This window comes from Kordia antarctica (genome assembly GCF_009901525.1).
GTDB classification, from domain to species: Bacteria; Bacteroidota; Bacteroidia; order Flavobacteriales; family Flavobacteriaceae; genus Kordia; species Kordia antarctica.
This window is the reverse complement of record NZ_CP019288.1, coordinates 5,436,955-5,451,917: the sequence shown is the minus strand read 5'-3', so window position 1 is coordinate 5,451,917 and position 14,963 is coordinate 5,436,955. Positions and strand designations below refer to the sequence as shown.

At 31.2% G+C, this 14,963-nt stretch carries 17 protein-coding genes; 1 reads left to right on the top strand and 16 read right to left on the bottom strand.

The window, feature by feature from the left end; translation table 11 throughout:
• Positions 1-105: 105 nt before the first annotated feature.
• The 8 genes from IMCC3317_RS22920 to IMCC3317_RS22880 all read right to left on the bottom strand — a co-directional run bounded on the left by IMCC3317_RS22920 (position 106) and on the right by IMCC3317_RS22880 (position 8,065).
• Positions 106-1,449: a sigma-54-dependent transcriptional regulator gene (locus IMCC3317_RS22920; RefSeq protein ID WP_160131780.1), complete on the bottom strand. Its 1,344-nt coding sequence runs from the start codon at positions 1,447-1,449 to the stop codon at positions 106-108.
• Positions 1,450-1,452: 3 nt separating this feature from the next.
• On the bottom strand, positions 1,453-2,532 hold the full coding sequence (locus tag IMCC3317_RS22915; RefSeq protein ID WP_160131779.1) for a sensor histidine kinase: 1,080 nt from the start codon (positions 2,530-2,532) through the stop codon (positions 1,453-1,455).
• Between the two features lie 122 nt (positions 2,533-2,654).
• Positions 2,655-3,473: a universal stress protein gene (locus IMCC3317_RS22910; RefSeq protein WP_160131778.1), complete on the bottom strand. Its 819-nt coding sequence runs from the start codon at positions 3,471-3,473 to the stop codon at positions 2,655-2,657.
• 11 nt (positions 3,474-3,484) lie between these two features.
• The gene (locus tag IMCC3317_RS22905) at positions 3,485-4,609 is read right to left on the bottom strand and encodes a mechanosensitive ion channel family protein (RefSeq protein ID WP_160131777.1); all 1,125 of its coding nucleotides are present in this window, start codon (positions 4,607-4,609) and stop codon (positions 3,485-3,487) included.
• A 9-nt stretch (positions 4,610-4,618) separates the two neighbouring features.
• On the bottom strand, positions 4,619-5,326 hold the full coding sequence (locus tag IMCC3317_RS22900; protein WP_160131776.1) for a ZIP family metal transporter: 708 nt from the start codon (positions 5,324-5,326) through the stop codon (positions 4,619-4,621).
• A 12-nt stretch (positions 5,327-5,338) separates the two neighbouring features.
• Entirely contained in the window at positions 5,339-5,821 is a 483-nt protein-coding gene (locus tag IMCC3317_RS22895; protein WP_160131775.1) for a GbsR/MarR family transcriptional regulator, read from the bottom strand.
• Positions 5,822-6,386: 565 nt separating this feature from the next.
• Positions 6,387-7,208: an META domain-containing protein gene (locus IMCC3317_RS22885; protein WP_160131774.1), complete on the bottom strand. Its 822-nt coding sequence runs from the start codon at positions 7,206-7,208 to the stop codon at positions 6,387-6,389.
• 371 nt (positions 7,209-7,579) lie between these two features.
• Positions 7,580-8,065 (bottom strand): GbsR/MarR family transcriptional regulator, encoded by a 486-nt coding sequence (locus tag IMCC3317_RS22880; RefSeq protein WP_160131773.1) that lies wholly within the window; start codon positions 8,063-8,065, stop codon positions 7,580-7,582.
• Positions 8,066-8,270: 205 nt separating this feature from the next.
• Here IMCC3317_RS22880 and IMCC3317_RS22875 point away from each other — a divergent pair, with 205 nt between their 5' ends.
• Positions 8,271-9,290 carry a DUF481 domain-containing protein gene (locus IMCC3317_RS22875; protein WP_160131772.1) on the top strand — a complete coding sequence of 340 codons (1,020 nt, stop codon included), beginning with the start codon at positions 8,271-8,273 and terminating at the stop codon, positions 9,288-9,290.
• Between the two features lie 21 nt (positions 9,291-9,311).
• On the opposite strand, the gene IMCC3317_RS22870 is transcribed toward IMCC3317_RS22875, so the two are convergent.
• The 8 genes from IMCC3317_RS22870 to IMCC3317_RS22835 form a co-directional block, all read right to left on the bottom strand.
• Positions 9,312-9,812: a GreA/GreB family elongation factor gene (locus IMCC3317_RS22870; RefSeq protein ID WP_160131771.1), complete on the bottom strand. Its 501-nt coding sequence runs from the start codon at positions 9,810-9,812 to the stop codon at positions 9,312-9,314.
• Positions 9,813-9,815: 3 nt separating this feature from the next.
• Positions 9,816-10,811, bottom strand: coding sequence for an NADP-dependent oxidoreductase (locus tag IMCC3317_RS22865; protein ID WP_160131770.1), 996 nt, complete (start codon positions 10,809-10,811; stop codon positions 9,816-9,818).
• Positions 10,789-11,481 carry an MIP/aquaporin family protein gene (locus IMCC3317_RS22860; protein WP_228054890.1) on the bottom strand — a complete coding sequence of 231 codons (693 nt, stop codon included), beginning with the start codon at positions 11,479-11,481 and terminating at the stop codon, positions 10,789-10,791. Before IMCC3317_RS22860 ends, IMCC3317_RS22865 begins: the two co-directional genes overlap by 23 nt.
• Complete coding sequence (locus IMCC3317_RS22855; protein ID WP_160131769.1) at positions 11,459-11,971, bottom strand: YqhA family protein; 513 nt, start codon at positions 11,969-11,971, stop codon at positions 11,459-11,461. Before IMCC3317_RS22855 ends, IMCC3317_RS22860 begins: the two co-directional genes overlap by 23 nt.
• Before the next feature lie 60 nt (positions 11,972-12,031).
• Positions 12,032-12,430, bottom strand: a complete 399-nt coding sequence (locus tag IMCC3317_RS22850; protein ID WP_160131768.1) for a GlcG/HbpS family heme-binding protein — start codon at positions 12,428-12,430, stop codon at positions 12,032-12,034.
• 125 nt (positions 12,431-12,555) lie between these two features.
• The gene (locus IMCC3317_RS22845; protein ID WP_160131767.1) at positions 12,556-13,392 is read right to left on the bottom strand and encodes a helix-turn-helix domain-containing protein; all 837 of its coding nucleotides are present in this window, start codon (positions 13,390-13,392) and stop codon (positions 12,556-12,558) included.
• A gap of 136 nt (positions 13,393-13,528) precedes the next feature.
• Positions 13,529-14,326, bottom strand: coding sequence for an ion transporter (locus IMCC3317_RS22840; RefSeq protein ID WP_160131766.1), 798 nt, complete (start codon positions 14,324-14,326; stop codon positions 13,529-13,531).
• A gap of 179 nt (positions 14,327-14,505) precedes the next feature.
• A complete protein-coding gene (locus tag IMCC3317_RS22835; RefSeq protein ID WP_160131765.1) occupies positions 14,506-14,754 on the bottom strand; it encodes an MBL fold metallo-hydrolase in 249 nt (82 codons plus the stop codon).
• Positions 14,755-14,963 lie beyond the last annotated feature (209 nt).

Sequence of the window (14,963 nt, the reverse complement as noted above, 5' to 3'; positions counted from 1 at the left end):
ACCCTTTATAAATAAGGATTTTGAGGTTTTTATAGAAATAAATTAAAAAATAGTAATCGGGACAAAATTACCCAACTGAGGAAAAATGTATCGCTAAAATAGTAGTTACTCCATGAGTTTTTGGCGTATGGTTTTACGATCAATTCCTAAAATCTCAGCCGCTTTTGTTTTATTATTGTTTGTTGCATTCAATACTTTTTGAATATAGCGTTTTTCAATCTCTTTAAGCGGAAGTAATTTTTCTTCTGGAAAGTTGATATTGAATTTTAAGGAATCAGGAAGATGCGCAACTTCCACTATTTTATCACACATAATAACACTACGTTGTATCACATTTTCTAGCTCACGAATGTTTCCTGCCCAATTGTAGCGTTGTAAAATTGCAGAAGCTTCAGGGCTTATTTTTACAAAACGATCTTTATATTCAATTCCGTATTTTAATAGAAATTTCTCCACCAATAATGGAATATCACCTTTTCGTTCTCTAAGTGGCGGAACATTTATTTCCACCACCGTAAGACGATAATATAAATCTTCCCGAAAGGTTTGCTTTTTAATCATTTCTTGTAAATCGCTATTGGTTGCTGCAATGATGCGAACATCAATTTTTTCTGCTTTTTGCGCACCTACTTTTACAACTTCTTTTTCTTGTAAAACACGAAGCAATCTAGATTGCACAGCAGTAGATGCGTTTCCAATTTCATCCAAAAAAATAGTGCCGCCATTTGCCGCTTGAAAGAATCCGTTTCGTTCTTTTTCTGCGCCTGTAAATGCGCCTTTTGTATATCCGAAAAGTTCTGATTCTAGCAAATTTTCAGGAATTCCGCCGCAATTTACGGCAATAAATGGCGCTCTTGAAAATTTCCCTTGATAGTGAATAGCGCGCGCCACAAGCTCTTTTCCTGTTCCACTTTCTCCTTTAATAAAAATAGTCGCTTTGTTATCTTTTACACGTTCTATGATTTGAATGACATCATTTATTTTTTCAGAGTTTCCAATAATTTCGCCATATGCTTTTTGTGTTTCTACTGACGATTTTACTTGCGAATTTCGACCAATTTGATTCGACACCTCTTTTTTCTGCGCAAGCGATTTTTGTATTGCTTTTCCCAATTCATCTTTTGTGAATGGTTTTGTTAAATATTCTACGACGCCAGATTTTATTGCAGCTAAAGAATCTTGTACCGAAGGATATCCTGTAACGACAAGTTTAGGAAGTTTAGGATAATGTTCTGAAACAAATTTTATGAGCTCAAAACCATCAATTTCTGGCATTTTTAAATCTGTGATAAGTAAATCAATACGCGTGTCTCGCAAAATATTTACAGCTTCTTTTACTGAAATTGCTTTGTAAGTATGATAATTCCATGATTGTAAATGTCGCTGTAAAAGTTCTAAAATATTGATGTCGTCATCTACGATAAGAATGTTTTCTTTTTGTAATTGCATCGGTTATGATTTTGGAAGTTTAACGGTAAAAGTTGCACCTTTATCAGCATTATTATCTGCACTTATAGAACCATTATGACTCATAACAATTCCGTGTACAACGCTTAAACCAAGACCTGAGCCATCGCCTATAGGTTTTGTAGTAAAGAAAGGTTGAAATACTTTTTCTAAGGCTTCTTCAGATAAGCCTGAACCTTCATCAGAAATTTTTAGAATGACTTCTTTTTTGGTTTGAAATGCTTCAATTGTAACAAGTCCGTTTTTAGGAGAAAAATAAATGGCATTAATTATAAGGTTAAAAATAATCTGCGTCAACTGAATGTTATCTGCGCGGAGTAAAAGTTCTTTGTCTTCAATTTTAACAATATACTTTACAGTTGCTTTCTTGAAAGAAGCATCAAGCAGTGCAATAGCATTTTTGATATTTGGTACAATGTTTACTTCTTGCATTTCCTGTGGCATTTCACAAGCAAAAAACATGAGTTTTTTTACTACTTCTCTTGAGAATATTGTATTATGAATAATCTTATCGATATCCTTAGAAACTTGCGGATTCGCTTCAAAATCATCTTTCAACAATTCGGCGAAGCCTAAAATATTAGCCAATGGCGTGTTAAGTTCATGCGCAATTCCTGCGGTAAGTTCTCCTAAAATCCCCAACCGATCTGCATGTTCCATTTGCCTTTTGAGCGATTTTTCATTTTTTTGTATTTCGATTCGTTCTAATAGATTGCCCAATTTTAAAGCCACATTATCGAGCAAAGGTTGTTCTTCTTTTAAAAATGTACATTCTTCATTTGTCAAAGAAGCTGTAATAATACCTTCAATTTTGTTGAAAATGATTATATCCGAAGAAATATAAATTGTACTATTAATTGTTCCTGTTTTGTACGCGCCAATAGGTGTATGAATAGCTATTTCGGTATTTTCAGGTACTTGAAATCCTTTCTTCAAACTTTGTCCAATAGCGTGAAGCGTATGTGTCATTTCTTTAGAATCCGCATTTACAATAATTGACGATACTTCGTAAAGACATGTCAACTCTTTTATACGTTCTTTTAAGGCTTCTTCGGCTGTGCTCATGGCAAATTGATAATTCAAAACAAGACTGTCTAAAAAGTGTTAATTGTTGTCACGTTGAGCATTATTTTAACTTTTTAGACAACCTATGTTTTGATATTTTAGGTACTAAAGATATTACTATTTTATAGTTTGAATGTCATTACAGGTAATTTTGCATGGTTTGCAAGATCTTCTGAGATACTTCCTTTAAAGAAATGATTCAAGCCTTTACGTGCGTGTGTACTGACGGCAATACAATCTGCATTTGTTTGTTCTGCGTGTTGTACTAATCCGTCTTCAACTGTATAACCTGCAATAAATTCAACTTTATCAGTTCCGCCAGCAGTTGCAAATCCTTTTCGTTTCTCGTTAAATTCTTCTGAACTTATAAACCCATTGTTTGGTCTGTTGACATATACAGGATATAAAGTGCTTCCCAAGGTTTCGAAAATTTTAGAAGCTTTTTGATACGTAGCAACACTTTCTTTGTTCATACTTGTTCCTAAAACAATATTTTTTAGGTCGAAATTTTCAGGTTTTGATTTTACGATTAATACTGGCGTATCACTATTTCGAACCATTTTTTCTGCGTTAGAACCTGCGAATAATCCATCTTGCGTCGTTAAACCGTGCGATCCCATAATTACTAAATCGGCACTTATTTCTTTTGCCAACGCATCTACTTCTTTGTATACTTTATGATGTTTTATCACAGGTTCTAAATTTACTCCTTGTAAATATTCTTTGTCTACAAACTCTTCAAATCGCTTTTTTGCGTAGGCGAGCATAAACATCATTTCGTTTTTATTTTCTGTTTTTGAATAAGAAACTAAAGATTCAGATAGCTCTAACATGTGTAACACATGTAATTTTGCATTGTGTTTTTTTGCTAGAATAGCGCCTGTTTCTAAAGCAAATTCAGATTGCTTTGAGAAGTCAATAGGAATAATAATATTTTTCATAATGTTAGATTTTAATTGTTTTGTTTTTGAATATTTATGGTTTCGTTCGTAGTTGTATTTTCGTTTTGCAAATATATTGTTCGTGTTGGATATGCAAGATCAATTCCTGCACTATCAAAACGCGCTTTCATGGATTCAGTTACATCGCACTTTAATTGAAAGGAATCGCTAAAATTATTAGACCAAGCCCAAGCACGAATAGTCATCGTAGAATCGTTAATTTTTATCATTGCTGTTTTAACAATTGGTTTGCCATCTGCTTTATCCAACTCTGTGCGATTATCATGAATTAAAGGATGGTTTTCACATTCTTCGCGCATTATTTTTTTTGTAAGGGCTACATCGCTATCATACGAAATCCCCATTTCTATATGCTCGCAACATTTAAGATCTCCTAAATCGTAATTGATTAGTTTTTCTTTATTGATGATTGAATTTGGAATGACAATCATTTTGTTTTCAAAATTACGAATTATGGTATGTCGCAACGTTATGTCTGTAACTGTGCCAACCATTGTATCTGTAACTTTTACCACATGCCCTATTTTGAAAGGCTTAAATCCTATGATAAAAATTCCGCCAACTACATTTGCCAAGGCTTCTTGCGACGCTACACCAGCAATTAAAGCTATAACTCCTGCGCCACCAAGTGCAGTATTTGCGACACCTCGCATAGACGGAAAAGCTAAAAGACCAAATATGATACCCACAAAGTAAATAGAAAATACTGCAACATAGCGCAAGAACTTGTAACTTGTATAGTCGTATTGATATTCTATTTTACGTTGTATGCTTTTTTTGAACCATAAGTTTGTAGTGGTTGCTGTAACGATAACAAATACAGAGAGAAAGCCTAAATAAAGTATCAGCTTTAATTTACCTAAAATAACAGTATCCATATCGCGTTCTACGAATACAAAACTTAGTGCAAATATTCCTACTACTAACCAAAGTGTATTTAGAATCCGTTTTATAAGGTCTACAGGTCTTGTTGTTTCACCAGGAAACTTCTCAGCTTCTTTTTTTACAAGCCATTTGTGTAATAATTTTGTTAAAAAACGTAACACAAATACTGTAATGATTACACTAATTGCCCAAATGATATGTGCTTTATATTTTATAAAAAATTCTTCCATTATTTATTTTTAAATGATTTTTTCACCGATGATTCCAACTAAAAAGCCAAAAGTTGCGCCAAGAGATGTCAGGTAATTATTTTCCAATTTACTTTCTGGAATGATATCGTTTATAAGCAAATATAGAATACCTCCACTTGCAAATGTCATGAGGTGTGCTGTAATTACTGGAAAATCACGTAAAAAATAATGTCCAATTAGTGCACATCCAATTCCGAAGAAACTCAATACGAAAAAAATAATGAGTGTTTTTTTTACCGAAAATCCGTTGGACACCAAGTCGCGAAACGAGTTAAACGCTTCAGGTAAATTTTGAAGTCCAATAAATACTGCTAATAAAGCTGCCATTTTAGGCTCTATAGCGAAGGTTGCTCCCAAAGCGATACTTTCTGGAATAAAATCCATCAACATTGCCATTAGTGTTGCATTTTTGCCTCCTTTTTTTGCCAAATATCTGCCTATAAACATAAAAATTAAAACACCTGCACTAAAAGATACTGCAATATCCAACACCTCCAATTCCTCCAAACCTTTAGGAATTAATACTAATGCTACAGCAGATAATATAATGCCAGCGCCAAAGGACATCATCGTATGTATGATTTCATATTTTATAGCACCTTCTTTAATATGATGGTTGAAATAATTACCCAATAAGCCGCCAATAAAGACGGTAATTCCTGCGAATCCTGAAAATAATATAAGGTTTTGTAACATGTTTGTATAAAATTATTGATTTACAATAGTTTCTAATTGTTTTATTTTTTTCTTGAATCCTTCTTTAAGCTGAATTAAATAATCTTGATAAATTGTACTAACAGATTGTTCGTTTTTAAATTTTTCAGGATTATTCTTTTTATTAAAACTATTTATTTTTTCTAGTACTTCAATTTCTTTTTTAAATAGTTCATTATACTTTTCCATAGCAGTTTTAGCATAATATTTTGATGCTTTGAAGAATCGTTTTCGCTGTCCTGATTTTGTATAATATTCAGCATATTTCAATTTCACTAATATGTTTAAATTATTGGAAACAGAGCTTTTACTTGCTCGATGCGCTTCTGTAATATCTTCAAAAGTTAAACCATCGTCTGATGCTAAAATTAGTGTGGCATAAATTCGGGATGCGAGAGGCGATAAGTCTGCCCGTTCTTCTATAACTAAACCTATATCTTCTATTAATAAACTTTGTTCTGTAGGTCTCAATTCCATAATCTTCCTTTTTCAAATTATCTATATCCTGTTAATTTTATACCACTACGGCACTTGCTGCTTTTACTTCTTCAGCAATTCCTTGTCGTACCGCTTCTTTTTATTGTGCTGCCTGATCGATTAAAATTTTATTGACTGCTTCTTTTTTAGGATTTTTAAAGAGTGATTCTTTATTAGATGTAAAACTCAAATCTGCTTGATACGTATTGGAATATAAATCTACAGGTATTTCAGAAGTTTATGTGCAACTTACGTTATATCCTGCAATTTATAAAACCAATTAAAAATTACATATTGATGATACTACCATAACTCGTTTTTTTCATATGTGGTGCTACTAATTGGCACAATCATTACGATTTGTCTTTAACACAAGAGGTTATCGTTATATATTGAATAACACCTGAAACGACACCTGCAAGAAATCCAATAATTAGTAAAGCAGTAATTAGAGAAACTTCTACAGTTCCCATATATTTTTGCCACAATACTGCCAAAGATGTTAAGACACCAAATGTTAAAAATCCATGTTTGATGGTTATTAAATTAATTAATCTAACTATTGTTATTGCATATAAACTGCTTCAAAAATAGCTAAAGGTGCACGTCTCCCAACATTCAGAGATAACACGTCATCTTTAATAGTGTAATTATCTGCAAGTTCGAACACCTTTAAAAATTCGGCTTCATTAACATTTACATCTGGACATGCTTTTAATGTTGTTAACATACCTGAAAAACGAATTCTATTCCCTTTTTCTAAAGTATATTTTCCGTTAAGTGCATTACAACCCGCAAATCCAACAACGCTATTATCTCCCGATTTTAAAGTAAAATAGATTTCACGTTCTTGGTTTTCTGCCATAGAGACGTCTTTGCCATCTAATGTTTTTAATTTCCAGTATTTTTCTACAATCTGGTCGTTGTTCATTTCTGCTTTTTTAAATGTTGCTAATGGTGCTCTTTTGGCTATGTTTAACGACAATTCTCCATTTCTTAATGTAAAATTATCAGCTGTATTGAAAATATTTAAAATTTCAGATTCGTTAATTTTAGCATCAGGGCATATCATTCGTGTTGAAGCCATTTGTGAAAATGAAATACGGTTTCCGTCCTCTAATTTATATGTTCCCATAAAAGTGTTACAACCTGAATAACCATTTACACGATTACCATCTGAGTTTAGCGTGAAGTAAATTATTTGCCCATTCTGTTCTCTGTTGCTTATATCCTTACCTTCTAATGTGGTAATGATCCATTTTGTATTTACAATTTCAGATGTGTTTCCTTTGTTAGAATCTGATGATTCTGTATTTGATTTTTTTCCTCCACTACAACTCATAATTGTTAAAGCTATTATGGTGAGGATTGTTATTTTTGTTTTCATTTTATTGAGTTTAATTTTTAAATTCTATGCAAATATACAATTAGTTCGTAATGATACGAACTAATAAGATAAAATATTGTTAAATAATCTTAATGTGCTGATCTTTAATTATTAAATGATAATTAAATTACGTGTTGTTTAGGAACAAATACTAAGAAGTACAACTTTAATTAATTAAGAATTTAACCCTTAACTATAAGCGCTATTAATTGTTTGAATCTCTTCAACCCAACTATTTTTTAAAGAGAGGCAACGTAACTCGTTGATTCGCTTTTAAATATTGAATTTACTGTATCAAATTGATACGAAACATACAGAACTAATTATTTATTAGATTCTGATTTTCAGCATTTTAAAATGTGCAACTGTGATTATTTTTCACTTTCACGAAAGTGTCTCATTTTATCGATAGTACGAGCCACAAGTTGTTCTTTCTCTACAAGATACTCTTGAAAAATATGCCCCAAAGATTCTTCATTAATGAACTTCTCTGGAAAGTACTTTTTATTATAAGAATTAATTCTACCAACCATATCCATTTCCTTGTTAATTGTATTATGATAAGCTTCTAGTGATATTAAAGAAGAATATTTTGCAAGCTTGAAATACCGTTTACGATCACCTGGTTTAGTATAAAATGTTACATAATTTAATTGGCTAAGCACATTTACATTAACAGAAGTAGAACTTTTACTTGCCTGTATAACTTCTCTTATTTCCTCAAAAGTTAACCCATCGTAAGAAGAAAGAATAAGTAATGCATAAATTCTAGAAGCTAATGGCGAAAGGTTTAATTGTTCTTCTATCGCTAATCCAATAGTTTCAATAAGCTGTTCTTTTTCTTTTTTATGAGACATGGCATTTTTTAAATTAATACAAAAATAGAGTTAGTTCGTATACTGTCGAACTAAAATCAATAAAATTTCTTTAATTCTAAATTACTGGTTTGGTTTAAATTATAAAAATCAAAAATTAAGCTAAGTATTTCTAACATTTTAATCTATTGTATCACACCTTTTATATAAAGTCTTGTTTTTACGAACTAATCGGTAAACAAGTGAGATGAATTTGAAGCATGTAATTTTTTTAGCTGTGGTATTTATTTTCCCCTTGTTGAGTTATACCCAAAATGATACTATTGTTGCGAACAATGATAATATTATTATTGGCGAGATAAAAGAAATGAATAAAGGTGTTCTCAAAATTGAAACGAGTTATAGTAATCGTGATTTTTCTATTGAATGGCTTGAAATTAAACGTATTTATTCAGAAACCGAGTTTTTGATTTCTACTACAAATGGGAATCGCTACAACGAAAATTTACGCATCTTGAACCCAAAAGAAGTTATTATTTTCAGTCAAAAAGGCACACTTGCAAATGTAAGTTTGAAAGACATTGTTTTTTTGAAAACCATAAAATCTAAATTTTGGGATAGAATTTCGGCTGCTGTATCGCTTGGTTATAATTTTACAAAGTCTAATAATTTCAGACAGTTTAGTTTGCGAAGTAACTTGGGGTATCAATCAAAAAATTGGTCAATATATGCGAGTTATAACGGGATTGCTTCTAATAGGAATGATGCAGAAACTGTAAAGCGAACTGATGCTTCTTTGTCGTATCGCTATTTTTTACGAAATGATTGGTTTCCACTAGCAGAAGTTAATTGGTTATCCAATACGGAGCAAAATATTAAATTACGAACGGTTTCCAAATTAGGTATTGGTAAATTCATTAAGAGAACAAACGCGCTACATTGGGGAATTCAAGTTGGAGCTTCTTATAATAACGAGAGTTTTACAGATGCGACAATTAGTTCACAAAATAGTTTGGAAGGTTTTATAGGTTCAGAACTTAATTTATATGATGTCGGAGATATTAGTCTACTAACAAAGGTTATTGCATATCCAGGAATTACTGAATCTGGACGATTACGTTTGGATGCTATGTTAGATGTACAATATGATTTACCACTCGATTTCTTTATAAAACTAGGATTTACAGTTAATTACGATAACGAATCGGTAGTTTTAGGTAGCAAATATGATTATATTTTCCAAACCTCATTTGACTGGAAATTGTAGTGAAGGTAAGTTCGCGAGTCATTAATATTTAATACTAATAATTTCAAGAAGACTCTTTGTTGTTGGTAATTCGAGTTCTATTTGTTCTCCAACTTTTCTATTTATTATTTTCTTGGCGAGAGGCGATACAAATGAGATTTTTTCTTGATCGATATTGGCTTCGTCAACACCTACAATTTGAAATGTTTGTAAGGTATTTGTTTTTAAATTTTTTAAAGCGACTACAGCACCAAACCGGACTTCATTTTTGTATTGGTTGCTTACAACAATAACTTTAGCTGTAGAAATTCTAGTTTCTAATTGTACTAGTTTTGCATTGATAGTATTAGTTGTAATTCGTAATTCTTTTTCAGAAGAAATAGTTAAGGTTGATCTTTCATTAATTAACTGTTTTTTTTCTTCTAATAAAGCATTATATCCTAATTGTGTGACGTAATTGGTAACGCCTTGAGGTAAATCGGCTCTTGGTGATACAAAAGGAATTTCTTCCTGATCGTCTTCTTTTACAAATCCTCTACTCATGATTTATTTCATTTTAATGACAACTTTTCCTTTAGTTCTTCCTTTATCAACATAAAGTACAGCATTTATTGCATCTTCAAAAGGAAATACTTTGTCAATATTAGTTTTTACTTTTCCTGTTTCTACAAGATTAGTTACGGCATTTAATTGGTTGGTATTTGCTCTCATAAAAAGCAAACTGTAATATGCAGATTTTAATTTTATTTGTTTTGTGACTTTACGTCTTTTCCATGCTAAATAGAGTTTGGCAAAGAAATTTAGTTTCATTCGGTTGGCAGTTTCTTTATCAACTGGGCCAACAAGCGATATTACTTTTCCACCATTTTTAATTACTTTAAAAGCATCTTCGGTATATTCATTTCCTAGTGTGTCTAAAACCATATCAGCATCTTTTACAATGGTTTTGTAATCTTCAGTTTTATAATCGATTACACGATCTGCTCCAAGTGCTTTAACCCATTCTACATTATCTGTACTTGTAGTTGTATACACATAAGCTCCTTTTGCCTTTGCTAGTTGAATTGCCAAAGAACCAACTCCACCAGAACCTGCATGAATTAGTATTTTATTACCTGATTCTAGCTTGCCTCGTTTTAATACTTGTGAAGCAGTGAGGCTAACCAATGGTAAACTTGCAGCTTCTTCAAAACTGATGTTTTTTGGTTTTAAGCTTACTATATTTTCTTTTACTGAAACAAATTCAGCAAAAGAACCTTGCTTGGCTACATAAGCATACACTTCGTCTCCAATATTAAGATTGCTAACATTCTCACCTTTCTCAACAATTTTACCACTTACGTCATAGCCCATTGTTGCTGGCAAGGTATATTTGCCTAATCCTTTTAATTTACCATTTACAACCTTAATGTCTAATGGATTTACACTAACGGCAAAACTTTCAATTAAAACTTCATCCTTGTTAATAGTTGGTTTTTCAATTTCAGAAAATATAATACTTTCTGAGATTTCGCCATAACTAATATGTTGTATTGCTTTCATTTTCATTTTTTTTGTTAAATAATTTCCATATCAATATTGCTAAAATAGCACCTAATGTTGGAGCCGTAATATAAATCCAAAGTGCTGTCATATTTCCAGATATAATTGCTGGCGCAAAGCTTCTCGCTGGATTAAATGAGCCACCTGAAATTGGGCCCGCAAATAGAATAATTCCAGTAACAACTAATCCAATTATAAGACCTGCAATAGCTGAAAATTCTTTTTTTGAAGTGATTCCTAAAATAGTAAGCATTAAAAAGAAAGTTAATACCATTTCTATTATAAATGATTGTAACAGTTCGCCAGATGGCAATGTTGCTCCTAATGTTGAACTTTCTGGAAAAATAAATTTTAATAAAACACTTGCTATAATTGCTCCAATGATTTGAGCGATTATATAAAATGAAGCATCTTTTTTTGTTATAACCTTTTCTATTGTTAGCGCAATAGTGACCGATGGATTTATATGAGCGCCAGATATGTTACCGAAAATATAAATTACTGCCATCACTATAATACCAAATGCTAAAGAGATGCCTACTAAACCTAAGATTCCATCGGTTTGTTGATTTACAATTATAGCTCCAGTTCCACAAAAAACTAAAGCAAACGTGCCAATAAATTCGGCTAAATATCTTCTTAAATCATTATTCTTCATTGTTATTTTCATCTTTATTTAGACTTAAAAACTTTAAACCTAGAGCCAAAAGAACAATTGAAATAGGAAGTATTACAATTTCCCATTTAAGATTATCGATATTCACAAATACCACTTCAAGAAATTTTACAAAAAGAATAATAACAATAACTTCGGCAAGGACATTTTTTAGATGACCAATATTTGGTGTTCTAATCCATTTTAAGACACCATTTCCATCATCATACTTTTTGTTTGAAATAAATAAAGTGTAAACTCCATGAGCAAAAATGAAAAGCACCAATGCTATTAAAAATGTATCTAAAGATTTAATGAGATATGTTGTCGCTATATCGGCTGTATGTAAATGTGCTTTGTCTTTTGGAATGTAATCGAAAAGAACAACTCTAAATGCATTAATGGTTTTTAAAGCACCAACTACAAAAAGTAGAAGCGAGCCAAGAAGTGAGCCTATAATTGCAATCCAGCTTATATAACGGAACAAATAGAATGTTTTTTTCATAATTAGTTGATTTAAAAAAGAGGGTAATTAATCATAATTATCCTCTTTTTAGTTTGTGTTTTAGATAGCTGTAGCTCCAGCTTCTGCAACTGCGTGATCATTTTCAACTGAACTTCCACTCACTCCAATAGCTCCAATGATTTCGCCATCTTTGTTTTTAATTGGCACACCACCTGGAAAAGTAATAAGTCCGTTATTAGAATGTTCAATATTATATAAAGGACCAGCAGGTTGAGACAATTCTCCAATAATACCTGTATTCATATCAAAATAACGGGCTGTTTTCGCTTTTTTAATAGAGATGTCAAGTGAACCTAACCAAGCGCCATCCATTCTTCCAAATGCTACCAAATTTGCTCCTGCATCTACAATTGCGATGTTCATTTTTGTGTCTAATGATGTAGATTTTTGTTTTGCAACTGAAATCATTTTTTCAGCCTGTGCTAATGTAATATTCATAATTTTATGTTTTAGTATTGTTTTTAGTATGATACAAATGTACTATGAGAGTCATTATATCGTATTACTAAAACAGTTCAATAACTTATGAAAAAAGGTCAGGTTTTACGTTGAAAATAGAGATATTATGAAGTTTCACTTGGATTGAATCCAAATTTATTTTTAAAAGCTATGCTGAAGTTTGAAAGGTTATTGTAGCCAAAATCTAAATAGATTTCAGAAGGTTTTAATTTTCCTAGTTCTAAAGTTTCTTTTGCTTTTTGAAGTCGTTTGTCTTGTAACCATTTCCCAGGAGATACTTTGTATTCTTTGATAAAATAACGCTTAAAGGTAGACAGACTCATACTGCATAAAAATGCAATTTCTTCTAATTTTAAATTAGAATGTATTTTACTTTCTACAATTTTTTTAATAAGTGAAGTTTCAGTAGCTATTAATGAATGTAAATAAAGTTCAAATTCTCTTCCATATTTCTGAATTAAATACAACATTAATTCTTCAAACTTTACAGAAAGTAGGTTCTCCATAAAAATTGGTGGAGCACTACTAATGGCAGATAATGAATTCAAATAGGATATGATATATGTATCATTTGCAATTATAAAATATGGAGTTTCGCCTTCTACAATTCTTGGGTTTTCAGAATGCTTATCTAGAAAATATTTTAGCTTACTTTCTGAAAAAAAGAAAAGTTTACAATAATAAATTGCATCTGTATCTAATAACTCTGTCCATAGCCAATTGCCTTTTTTGAGTAATAGTGATTGGTCTTTATTTACTGCAACTGCTGTTCCTGCAAAATGTACTTGTTTTTTGCCAATTTGTAAAAAACTAAACATATTCATCCCTAAATTGACTTTACTTTTAACAACATCATTATTCATTTTGAAGTCGTAAACAAATAAATCAGGGTTTACTTTTTTATCCTTAATGTAGATTTCAGGTATGTTTTCTATTGACATCTAGGTTTTTTTAGCTTACAGTAACGTGTTTAAACACCTAATTTAACAAATTACAACCGAATAGAAAATCCTCGCTGATTTTTTGAGTATATTTTATAAAATAATCACCGAAAGTGTTTGCGATTTAGGATTGAAATTATTTTGCTTGTGCTTCTTTATTTTTCTTTTCTTCTAATTCAATATCTCTTGCAGATGAAAGTGCACTTGCAATTAAACCAGTCGGAATTGTAATGATTCCTAAACCAATAAGTAGCATTACAAAAGTAAACACTCTACCACCTAAAGTTATTGGGTAAATATCTCCATAACCAACTGTGGTAAGCGTTATGATAGCCCACCAAAGACTATGGAAGATAGAAGCAAATTGTTCGGGTTGTGCTTCATTTTCAAAATAATAAATACCTGCTGCGGAAAGGAAAATAAATATACCAGTTAAAATAAAAAATAACGTAAGTTCTGGACGTATAATTCTCAAGGCAATGGCAAACCTTCTAATTGCATTGTTATATTTCGATATCCTAAGCGCACTAATGATTCTGAAAATACGCAAAGCTCTAATAGCTCTTAAATCAAATTGTTTTGCGAATAAGAATGGTAGAATTGCAAGTAAGTCTATAATACCGTAGAAACTAAATATGTACTTCAATTTATTTTTGGTAATATAGATCCTTGCAAAATATTCTATTGTAAAAACGACATAACAAACATTATTTATAATATCTAAAGTTTGTACCCAAAAAGGGGATAAGTTTGGAAGTGTACCAAAACAATATACCACAATAGAAAGAAGAATTAGTATTTGTATTGTAATATCAAAGAGTCGTCCAGATTTGGTATCATTATCCTCTATGATTTTCCGTATTCTTTCTTTGGTCGTAACGTTTAAGTTGTGAACCGCTTCAGTAGTTTTGTTAACGACGTTATTTTTTTTCATTTTCTGATTGATAATACTTTTACAAAGCTAAAAATATCTATACATAAAAAAAGAATTATTATTACTTTCTACACTTCGGAAAAGAATTCGTGACATATTGTTTTTATATTGAACCTACATTAATTAGACAACATATTTCAGCTCACTATTGAAAAAACATCAAACTAATTTTAATTATTTTAAAGAGTAAACTCTAAACTTTCTTTTGCTAATTGACAAGAAGGAAAACGATTTTGACACATTTTTTCTATATTTCCTGAAAAGATATCGTCATGCGACGGATCATGATGTGTAAGCACTAAATTTTTGACATTTGCTTTTTCTGCCGTTGTCATTGCTTGATTGAAACTACTATGTAATTCCAATTCTTCGTCTGTGTATTGCGCATCGTGAATTAATAAATCTGCATTTTTACAAAAATCAACCACTTTCAGATCTATTTCTTTTCCATGTTCTATCTATTTTTCAAATCAATGTCGCCAACTATAAGTCTACATATTTCCACATTTCTTAAAAAAGCATACGCTATAAATTGAATGAATTTTATAAGATACGGGTCTTTTTGATCTATATATTCACGCATCATTTTGATTTCAGCGTCTGAGTATGCTTTGTGCTTTTAATGTTGTCTAGTTTT

Bases quoted from the DNA above. Each gene is read 5' to 3' on its own strand.
- IMCC3317_RS22900 (WP_160131776.1), bottom strand. From the start codon at position 5,326: ATGTTACAAAACCTTATATTATTTTCAGGATTCGCAGGAATTACCGTC.
- IMCC3317_RS22905 (WP_160131777.1), bottom strand. From the start codon at position 4,609: ATGGAAGAATTTTTTATAAAATATAAAGCACATATCATTTGGGCAATT.
- IMCC3317_RS22870 (WP_160131771.1), bottom strand. From the start codon at position 9,812: ATGAGTAGAGGATTTGTAAAAGAAGACGATCAGGAAGAAATTCCTTTT.
- IMCC3317_RS22865 (WP_160131770.1), bottom strand. From the start codon at position 10,811: ATGAAAGCAATACAACATATTAGTTATGGCGAAATCTCAGAAAGTATT.
- IMCC3317_RS22910 (WP_160131778.1), bottom strand. From the start codon at position 3,473: ATGAAAAATATTATTATTCCTATTGACTTCTCAAAGCAATCTGAATTT.
- IMCC3317_RS22850 (WP_160131768.1), bottom strand. From the start codon at position 12,430: ATGAATATTACATTAGCACAGGCTGAAAAAATGATTTCAGTTGCAAAA.
- IMCC3317_RS22840 (WP_160131766.1), bottom strand. From the start codon at position 14,326: ATGAAAAAAAATAACGTCGTTAACAAAACTACTGAAGCGGTTCACAAC.
- IMCC3317_RS22895 (WP_160131775.1), bottom strand. From the start codon at position 5,821: ATGGAATTGAGACCTACAGAACAAAGTTTATTAATAGAAGATATAGGT.
- IMCC3317_RS22920 (WP_160131780.1), bottom strand. From the start codon at position 1,449: ATGCAATTACAAAAAGAAAACATTCTTATCGTAGATGACGACATCAAT.
- IMCC3317_RS22885 (WP_160131774.1), bottom strand. From the start codon at position 7,208: ATGAAAACAAAAATAACAATCCTCACCATAATAGCTTTAACAATTATG.
- IMCC3317_RS22855 (WP_160131769.1), bottom strand. From the start codon at position 11,971: ATGAAAAAAACATTCTATTTGTTCCGTTATATAAGCTGGATTGCAATT.
- IMCC3317_RS22880 (WP_160131773.1), bottom strand. From the start codon at position 8,065: ATGTCTCATAAAAAAGAAAAAGAACAGCTTATTGAAACTATTGGATTA.
- IMCC3317_RS22915 (WP_160131779.1), bottom strand. From the start codon at position 2,532: ATGAGCACAGCCGAAGAAGCCTTAAAAGAACGTATAAAAGAGTTGACA.
- IMCC3317_RS22860 (WP_228054890.1), bottom strand. From the start codon at position 11,481: ATGAAAATAACAATGAAGAATAATGATTTAAGAAGATATTTAGCCGAA.
- IMCC3317_RS22875 (WP_160131772.1), top strand. From the start codon at position 8,271: ATGAATTTGAAGCATGTAATTTTTTTAGCTGTGGTATTTATTTTCCCC.
- IMCC3317_RS22845 (WP_160131767.1), bottom strand. From the start codon at position 13,392: ATGTCAATAGAAAACATACCTGAAATCTACATTAAGGATAAAAAAGTA.